General features: G+C 56.6%; 8 protein-coding genes and 1 tRNA gene. 4 read left to right on the top strand and 5 right to left on the bottom strand.

The window, feature by feature from the left end:
* Both EGI20_RS15115 and EGI20_RS15110 read left to right on the top strand, forming a co-directional pair.
* The coding region (locus EGI20_RS15115; protein WP_498632445.1) for a phage terminase large subunit family protein at positions 1 to 359 on the top strand (359 nt) is incomplete at its 5' end.
* Positions 359 to 1357, top strand: a complete 999-nt coding sequence (locus EGI20_RS15110; RefSeq protein WP_498631728.1) for a phage portal protein — start codon at positions 359 to 361, stop codon at positions 1355 to 1357. The genes EGI20_RS15115 and EGI20_RS15110, both read left to right, overlap by 1 nt.
* 397 nt (positions 1358 to 1754) lie before the next feature.
* Here EGI20_RS15110 and EGI20_RS15105 read toward each other — a convergent pair whose 3' ends face one another.
* The 3 genes from EGI20_RS15105 to EGI20_RS15095 all read right to left on the bottom strand — a co-directional run bounded on the left by EGI20_RS15105 (position 1755) and on the right by EGI20_RS15095 (position 4058).
* Positions 1755 to 2117 (bottom strand): phage baseplate assembly protein V, encoded by a 363-nt coding sequence (locus EGI20_RS15105; protein ID WP_498632443.1) that lies wholly within the window; start codon positions 2115 to 2117, stop codon positions 1755 to 1757.
* Between the two features lie 91 nt (positions 2118 to 2208).
* Positions 2209 to 3027, bottom strand: coding sequence for an EAL domain-containing protein (locus EGI20_RS15100; RefSeq protein ID WP_498632441.1), 819 nt, complete (start codon positions 3025 to 3027; stop codon positions 2209 to 2211).
* A 38-nt stretch (positions 3028 to 3065) separates the two neighbouring features.
* The gene (locus EGI20_RS15095; RefSeq protein WP_498632439.1) at positions 3066 to 4058 is read right to left on the bottom strand and encodes a sulfate ABC transporter substrate-binding protein; all 993 of its coding nucleotides are present in this window, start codon (positions 4056 to 4058) and stop codon (positions 3066 to 3068) included.
* 585 nt (positions 4059 to 4643) lie between these two features.
* On the opposite strand from EGI20_RS15095, the gene EGI20_RS15090 reads away from it, so the two are divergent.
* Entirely contained in the window at positions 4644 to 5582 is a 939-nt protein-coding gene (locus EGI20_RS15090) for a dihydroorotate oxidase (protein ID WP_498632437.1), read from the top strand.
* Between the two features lie 243 nt (positions 5583 to 5825).
* Here the strand turns inward: EGI20_RS15090 and EGI20_RS15085 are convergent, their stop codons facing one another.
* Together EGI20_RS15085 and EGI20_RS15080 are read right to left on the bottom strand one after the other, a co-directional pair.
* The gene (locus EGI20_RS15085) at positions 5826 to 7253 is read right to left on the bottom strand and encodes a catalase (protein WP_498632435.1); all 1428 of its coding nucleotides are present in this window, start codon (positions 7251 to 7253) and stop codon (positions 5826 to 5828) included.
* 220 nt (positions 7254 to 7473) lie between these two features.
* Entirely contained in the window at positions 7474 to 8478 is a 1005-nt protein-coding gene (locus EGI20_RS15080; RefSeq protein ID WP_498632433.1) for a recombination-associated protein RdgC, read from the bottom strand.
* An 87-nt stretch (positions 8479 to 8565) separates the two neighbouring features.
* Between EGI20_RS15080 and EGI20_RS15075 the strand changes: the two genes are divergently transcribed.
* A tRNA-Pro gene (locus tag EGI20_RS15075) sits at positions 8566 to 8642 on the top strand.
* The last annotated feature ends 43 nt before the right edge of the window (positions 8643 to 8685 follow it).

Here is an 8685-nt window from a genome sequence, read left to right as displayed (position 1 = left end):
ATATCGGCATTGATACCACCGGCCTTGGGGTGGGTGTGCATCAGCTGGTCAAACAGTTCTTTCCCGCAGCCAAGGCAATCAATTACTCGGTCGATGTCAAGGTGCGGCTTGTTCTCAAGGCCTATGACGTGATCAGTCGCGGCCGCCTTGAGTTTGACGCCGGCCACACCGACGTCGCCGCCAGCTTCATGCAGATCAAAAAAACCGTCACCCCATCCGGCAGGCAGGCCACTTATGTGGCCGGGCGCTCCGAAGAGGCCAGCCATGCCGATCTAGCCTGGGCAGTTATGCATGCGCTTGAGCATGAGCCGCTTGAAGGCCGCAACCCGAATAACAGTAGCTTTCTGGAGCTTTTTTAATGACTGAAACCGTCACCCCGCGCGCGGCCCCCATGGCCTTTTCTTTTGGCGACCCCGAGCCGGTACTCAGCAATCGCGGCTTGCTGGATTACCTCAATTGCGCAGAAGTCGGCGGCAAGTGGTACGAGCCTCCGCTTTCGCTTGATGGCCTGGCGCAATCGTTCCGCGCCTCGGTGCACCACGGCTCCGCGCTATACGTTAAGCGCAATGTGCTGGCCAGCACCTTCAAACCGCACCGTCTGCTTAGCCGCTCCGCGTTCTCGCGCCTGGCGCTTGAGTTCTTGATTTTCGGGAATGCCTACATTGAGCGCCGGCGCAATCGCCTTGGCGGCCTTCTTGAGCTCGCCCCCGCGCCTGCCAAATACATGCGCCGCGGTCTTGATGCAGATACCTACTGGTACTGCGGCGGCTACATGAAAGACGTTGAGATGCCGCGCGGCGAGGTTTATCACCTGATGGAACATGACGTTAACCAAGAGCTGTATGGCGTGCCCGAGTATCTGGCCGCGCTGAATAGCGCATGGCTGAATGAGTCCGCCACGCTTTTCCGCCGTAAATACTTCCAGAACGGCAGTCATGCCGGTTTCATTCTCTACATGACGGACACCGTCCAGCAAGAGGGCGACGTTGACGCACTGCGCAGCGCGCTGAAGAACAGCAAAGGCCCCGGCAACTTCCGCAACCTGTTTATGTACGCGCCCGGCGGTAAAAAGGATGGCATCCAGCTGATCCCCGTCAGCGAGGTGGCGGCCAAGGACGACTTTTCCGGCATCAAGAACATCACGCGGGATGACCAGCTAGCCATGCATCGCGTCCCCCCTCAGCTGCTTGGGGTGATGCCTGGCAATGTCGGCGGCTTTGGCGATGTCGAAAAGGCTGCCAAGGTTTTTTGGGTCAACGAAATCAAGCCACTGCAGGCGCGCTTCTCCGAGATAAACGACTGGGTCGGCGAGGAGGTTATCCGCTTCGACGACTACGCACTGGCGGCCACTGCCTGACCTGATGGCGGCCGCTCTGGCCGCCTTTCTTCCCCTTCTCGATCCTCCCCGTTCAATCCGGCCGCTTTGTGCGGCTCTACCCCGTGGCGCGCGCTCGGATCCCCGCCCCGCCCGCCCGCTTCTTGGGTCGGAAAACATGCAACTGCACGACGGCCTCCAGCGCCCGCCACAAAAGGCGGCGCACGGAACCTCCTGCGCATGAAAAACCTTGCATATTCATGCGGCCAAATGCATGCAGCAGCAGTGTTGCATGGGCGCACTTGATCGCCTTTAAGCTGGTTGGAGTGGTTATTTTTTACAACTCATTGAAATTAAAATAAAACCCTCGCACTGCAAAGCCGTCTACGCCGGTTCGATTCCGACCCCCGCCTCCAATAAAAGCCCGTAGATCAATGATCTACGGGCTTTTTGATTTTATCCGGTTTCTCCATTTATCACCGTTTTTAATCAAAATGTGAGGTGTAACCACTCCATAAAGCAGGCGTACCATCCGTAGTCCATATAGTTTGCCGATTACGTGAATAAAAATATGGCTACAAAACGGCAGCGCCCCAGCGGTAGCAAAGATCATGACCTGTTCGCCCGCGCTGGGTGGATCCCCGTCGCGGCTGGTGCCGGCTCGGGTATGCAGCCATGGCAGCCAGTCGGTCAGTGGCGATCCGCTGGCTACGCGCACGCGGGTACGGTCTGGGTCGATTTCGGCAATCGTGCCCAGGCGCATCAGGTTTTCAATACGGCGTAAAAAGTTGGCAAGGTCCATGCCTGAGAGAGTGGTGTCTCAGGGCTGGGTGGTCATGCTGGGCTTGTTGTGGCGGAGGCTTGGTGAGCTTGGTGTTGATTCAGGATATTTGCTATGCAGCCTCCTTGGCGTTTGCAGCTATTTTGTATTTAGGTTTGGATTGTGGACGCCCAAGGTGGAAGCCTTGCAGTAGGTTTGCCCCGGCTAGGTAGGCTCGGGAGGCCTCATCAGCCGTTTCTATGCCTTCCATCACGGATAAGGCTCCGAGTTCCCTGACCGCGCGAATCAATCGTGGTAAGACTATGGGATTGCTGATATGCAACAGACTCCGGTCAAATTTAACGATGTGAGGCTTCAGCTGGAATAGGCGGTCAACCGTATGTGTATCGCTGTTCTGGCCAAAGTCATCTAATGCAACCAAAAATCCGTGTGATTTGAATTCTAATACTGCACGAGCGAGACGTTTTTCGTCGTCAGTGCAGTGCTCCAGTACTTCAAGCACGATCCGGTCCGTAGGTATGCCGGCCAGTGCCGCCACTTCGGAAAAAGCCGCGCCAAATGTTCCTTCTACACTGAGCAGGTGGCGAGGGTGCAGATTGAGGAACAGGTAGCCATTTCCATTGGCCAATACGAAGTTAGCCAGATGCAGGCAGCGGCAAATACGGTCGATACGTGCCATTTCCTGACCAACGGAGAAATCGTCGAAAAATACCGGAGGCGGTAGGGCTGTGCCATCAGGAAGGAATGGCCGAACTAACCCTTCCCAACCTTGTTCTTGCTGATTATTTGCGCGAACAATGGGCTGGAATGCGCTCTGCAAGCGAATATTCCCGATTTGGGCTTCTACGCTGTGATTGCGCAAGGTAAAGACTGGCGCGCCATCGGAAAAGCGTGCGTTCAGTCCTTCAAGTAGCTTGATTATCCGGTTCATTCGGATTTCTCCTTCGGCACAGCCTGTCAACAATAAGCTTATTTGGTGGAAATCTTGTCAAATACGCCCCCATCGTCAAAGTGCCTGGCCTGCAGTTTTGTCCAGCCGCCAAGCTGATCGATGGTGACTAGCTTTAGTTTGGGGAAGTTTGCTGCGGTTTCTTTGGCAACCGCAGGGTTGGTTGGCCGGTAATAATGCTTGGCAGCTGCACGCTGTGCTTCCGGCGTGTACAGATATTTCAGGTAGGCTTCAGCCTGTTTGCGAGTGCCATGCTTGTCGACAATTTTGTCTAGCAGTGCGACGGGTGGTTCAGCCTTGATCGACAGGGGAGGAACGATGATGTCGACCTTGTCTGGCCCCAGTTCTTGTTTGGCCAGTAAGGCTTCATTTTCCCAGGCCAGCAATACATCGCCGATACCACGTTGCACGAAAGTCATGGTCGAGCCGCGTGCGCCGGTATCAAGCACCGGTACATTTGCGTACAGCTTCTTTAGGAAATTCTGTGCAGATGCTTCGGTCGCACCTGGCTGTTTTAGCGCCCAAGCGTAAGCCGCAAGATAATTCCAGCGAGCACCACCTGAAGTTTTCGGGCTAGGTGTAATCACTTGGGTACCCGATTTTACCAGATCGCCCCAGTCTTTGATGTTTTTAGGATTTCCCTTGCGAACGAGAAGCACAATGGTCGAATTGAATGGAGTGCTGTTCTGCGGTAGACGCTTTTGCCATTCTGGCGGTAGCAGCTTGGCATGGCTGGCAATCTCGTCAATGTCTGCAGCCAGTGCCAGTGTAACGATATCTGCCTCCAAACCATCGATGACGGATCTGGCCTGTTTGCCAGATCCACCATGCGACTGCTTGATGATTACGCTTTCGCCGGTCTTCTTCTGCCAGTCTTTGGCAAAACCCTGATTAATATCTTTGTAAAGTTCACGCGTAGGATCGTATGACGCATTGAGTAAGGTAATGTCTGCCAGGGCGTGGCCGGCGAATGCGAGTGATAGCAGGGCTGCTAATAATTTGGTGGTCTTCATGGTTACGCTCCTTGTCAATGTCATTTGGCGAATTGATTATGGTGCGTGTTTGTTAGTTCGTTAAGTAATTAATAATGCATTTATAATTACTTTTTGGAATTAGTGGCGTTGCGTAGGAGCGCGCACACCATGGTGTCTTTGTATCCTTAAGCTTGTGTTTCTAGCTGCGTCATTGGCTTAACGTATTTTCATTGTCATGGTTATTTGCTTGTGTGTTGGCAAGCTCGACTCGGTTTCGGCCGGTTTGCTTGGCGTGGTAGCGTGCGGCATCTGTCTGGGTGATTAGTCTGGTAGGGGGGGGCTGTGTGCGTCAGGTATCAGGCTGGCAGTGCCGATGCTGGCGGTGAGACTGCTCTTCGGGAGCTCTGCATGTGGCGATGCCGGTTAGTCCGTCAGTGGTCAATTGCTTTCAGTCTGGTGCATAGGTACCGCAGGTGAGGTGGGATCCAATCCCATTGCTTGCTTTTATTTTCGTTTTACCGGGCATTGCTGTTTGCAGTTTTGATCCTGATCAGTGCATTTAGGATGTACTGGCTATTAAAATAGAAAGGTTTAAGTCCGGTTTTTATTTTGAGGGAATCAAGCATGGCCGTCGATCTGTCCGTCTCCTGGTTGGGTGTCAATATGGAGAACCCCCTGTACAACGCGTCCGGCGTGATGTGCCGTTCGCGCGAAGAACTGGACGCAGTCGCCGCTTCCGCCGCCGGGGCCGTTGTCACCAAGAGCTGCACCTTGTCGCCGCGCGAGGGCAACCCCGAGCCGCGTTACGCCCGTGCGCCGCACGGCAGCATCAACTCGATGGGCCTGCCCAATGCAGGCTACGAGTACTATCTCGATTACGCCAAAAACTACGACCACGCCAGCGGCAAGCCGCTGTTTGTTTCGGTGTCAGGCATGACGCTGGAAGAGAACCTGACCATGCTCAAGGCGTTTCGCGATGCCGATCTGCCGTGCCTGGTCGAGCTGAACCTCAGCTGCCCGAACCTGCCGGGCAAGCCGCAGATCGGCTACGACTTTGCCGCGTCCAGCCATGTCCTCTCCGAAGTGGTCAAGGTGTACGACAAGCCGTTTGGCGTGAAGCTGCCGCCTTACTTCGATCCGGTGCATTTCGCCGAGATGGCATCGGTGCTCAACAGCTTTCCTTCACTCAAGTACGTGACCTGCATCAACTCGGTGGGCAATGGTCTGGTGATCGATATCGACAGTGAATCAGTGGTGATCAAGCCCAAGGCTGGGCTGGGTGGCCTAGGGGGCGACTATGTGCTGCCGACGGCGCTGGCCAATGTGCGCGAATTCTCGCGTCTCTTGGATGGCAAGCATGTGATCGGCTGTGGCGGCATCAAGAGCGGGCGCGAGGCTTTTATGCACATCCTGGCCGGTGCGACAGCAGTGCAGGTCGGCACCTGTCTGTACGAGGAAGGTGCCGGCTGTTTCGCGCGCATCCGTGACGAGCTGGCGGCAATCATGGAAGAGAAGGGCTACCGCACGCTGGCGGACTTCCGCGGCAAGCTGCTGACCATGTAAGTCAAGCGGTTGCACAAAAAGCAACGCCCCGCAGTGCGGGGCGTTGTCGTATCGGCTTCAGTGGCAGAGCAGGCTGAGCCAGCCGGCGATGAAGATGGCAAGACCGCTGCTGCGTTGCAGCGGGTGACGTCTGATCCAGGCAAACATGGTGCTGATTCTCCGTGCCGGTTTATTTAATGATATTAATTCTCATTTGCACGTCGGTCAATCCCGCACCATGCCAGCGCCTGGCTAGTCTGGCACTTACAGACCGAGTGCGCGGGCGACACCTGTGCCGTAGGCCGGATCGGCCTGGGTGCAGTTGGCGACATGGCGGCGCTTGATCTCGATATCGGCGTCGCCCATGGCGCGGGCGGTGTTGTCGAACAGGCGTTGTTGCTCCTCCGCGCTCATCAGCTGGAACAGTGCGCGCGGCTGGCTGTAGTAGTCGCTGTCATCGCGATGGTTCCAGCGCTGCGCGGCACCCGAGAGCTGTAGCGGCGGCTCGCTGAAGTCCGGCTGCTCCTGCCACTGGCCGTAGCTGTTCGGCTCGTAGGCGAGCGTGCTGCCGTGGTTGCCGTCCATGCGCATCGCGCCGTCGCGGTGGTAGCTGTGGAACGGGCAGCGCGGCGCGTTGACCGGGATCTGGCCGTGGTTGACACCGAGGCGGTAGCGCTGTGCGTCACCGTAGGAGAACAGCCGGCCCTGCAGCATGCGGTCGGGCGAGAAGCTGATGCCGGGCACCACGTTGGCCGGATTGAATGCCGCCTGCTCGACTTCGGCGAAATAGTTGGCCGGATTGCGGTTCAGCTCGAATTCACCCACCTCAATCAGCGGGTAGTCGCCGTGTGGCCACACCTTGGACAGATCAAACGGATTGAACGGGCATTCGGCGGCCTGCTGCCCGCTCATGATCTGGATGAACATTGTCCAGCGCGGATAGTTGCCGTTGTCGATGCTGTCCAACAGGTCGCGCTGCGCGCTTTCGCGGTCGCGGCCAACCAGTGCTTGCGCTTCGGCGTCGCTCAGGTTTTTGATGCCTTGCTGGCTGCGGAAGTGGAACTTCACCCAGTGGCGCTCGTTCGCCGCATTGATCAGGCTGAAGGTATGGCTGCCAAAGCCATGCATATGGCGGTAGCTCGCCGGGATGCCGCGGTCACCCATCACATAGGTGATCTGGTGCAGCGCCTCCGGCAGCAGCGTCCAGAAGTCCCAGTTATTGTTGGCGCTGCGCATATTGGTGCGCGGGTCGCGCTTGACCGCGTGGTTGAGGTCGGGAAATTTCAGCGGGTCGCGCAGGAAGAACACTGGCGTGTTGTTGCCGACCAAGTCCCAGTTGCCTTCCTCGGTGTAGAACTTCAGCGCGAAGCCGCGGATGTCGCGTTCTGCGTCCGCCGCACCGCGCTCGCCTGCGACAGTGGAGAAGCGGGCGAACATCTCGGTCTTCTTGCCGATGGTAGAGAACAATTTGGCGCGGGTGTAGCGGCTGATGTCGTGGGTGACGGTGAAGGTGCCGAAAGCGCCCGAGCCTTTGGCATGCATGCGCCGCTCGGGAATGACTTCGCGGTCGAAGTGGGCGAGCTTCTCCAAAAACCACACATCCTGCAGCAGCATCGGGCCTCGTGGGCCGGCGGTCATTACGTTCTGGTTGTCGGGGACCGGTGCGCCGGCCTGGGTAGTGAGTTTTGTCATTATTCGCTCCATCGGGTTTATTGCAGCCAGACCAGGTTCGCGTACAGCTCGAACCAGATGTCTAGCCAGTTGCTGTCGTGGCTCATGGCTATGTCCTGCAGTTGATGGAGCGATTATGGTTAATTGCTATAGCTTTGTTAAATTGATTGTATGTTTTTGATAGTTAGCTTTTGGCTATCAATAAAAAAGGAGGCATAGCCTCCTTGTGGTTTACCCTTGTTTAATTCCATGGCACATCATCGTCGCCGCTAACCGGTGTCGAGGGTGTGTTGCCAGCTTCGGGGTTGGTTGGTGTAACGGCCGGCTGGCTGGTCGCCTCCAGTTGCTCGTCAGTCAAATCGTCCAGCGATTCGATCAGGGCTTCCACGATATCGCCCAGTTCTTCGCTCATCAGGGTGAAGGTTGCTTCGAACAGGCTTTCCATATCATCGCCCGCGCCGCTGGCTTCTTCTTGCAGGACATCAAGGAACTGGATGCGCTTAAGCTGCAAGGCATCTGTCAACACGAAACGCACGCGCTCGCGCCAGATCAGGCCGACGCGTGTCACCAGCATGCCGTTGGCGATGTGTTGCTTGATGTCGTCGCTGGTCAGGTCCATGCGCGTGCAGCGGATGATGGCACCGTTCTCGCCCGGATCTTTTAGCTCGCACTCGGCATCCAGCTCGAAGCCATGCGGGGCCTCGCCATCGGCGACCCAGCTAGTCATCGCGGTATGTGGTGCCAGCTTGGTGCGCGGCAAGGCGGCGGGGAAGGGAGGAAGTGCATCGCGCAGTTGCGAGACCAGTGCCTCGGCCTTGCTGGCGGTGCCGCTATCGACCATCAGCCACTGGCGGCGCGTATCCAGATAAGCGGTCAGCCGGCCAGAACGGGTGAAGGCGCGCGGCAACAGGTCATCGGTAATCTGCTCTTTTAACTCCAGCTTTTCCTTGCGCCCTATCTTGCGTAGCTCGGTGTTTTCGATCTCGCTGATCTTGGCGTCGAGAAAGTCACGAATCACGCCGGCTGGCAGTACCTTGTCTTCGCGCTTGAGCGCGACCATCAGGCAATCGCGTACCGGATAGACCGGATCGACCAGAAAACCTGCCGGCGGCACCCAGCCCTCACTGAACCAATCCAGACCCGTGCAGTGGGAGAAGGGACGTTTTTCCAGTACTTCCGACAGTTTGCCGGTAGAAGGAATCGAATTTTCGCTTAGGCGATAAAAAGAGAGTTGCTTAAACCACATATTTAATAGATAATGCTCGTCCTCAGAAGCAATTATTGTACCGCAATCAAACGGGCAATGTCGCAACTGGGGAAATAAAGTTGAAAGCGGAGTGTGGCGCAGTCCGGTAGCGCACCTGGTTTGGGACCAGGGGGTCCAAGGTTCGAATCCTTGTACTCCGACCACAACTTGACAAGTTAGCAGCATGATTTTTCGGCGGAGTGTGGC

Source organism: Aquitalea sp. S1-19 (assembly GCF_024343515.1).
The sequence above is the reverse complement of the archived record's forward strand: the minus strand, read 5'-3'. Positions and strand labels throughout refer to the sequence as shown.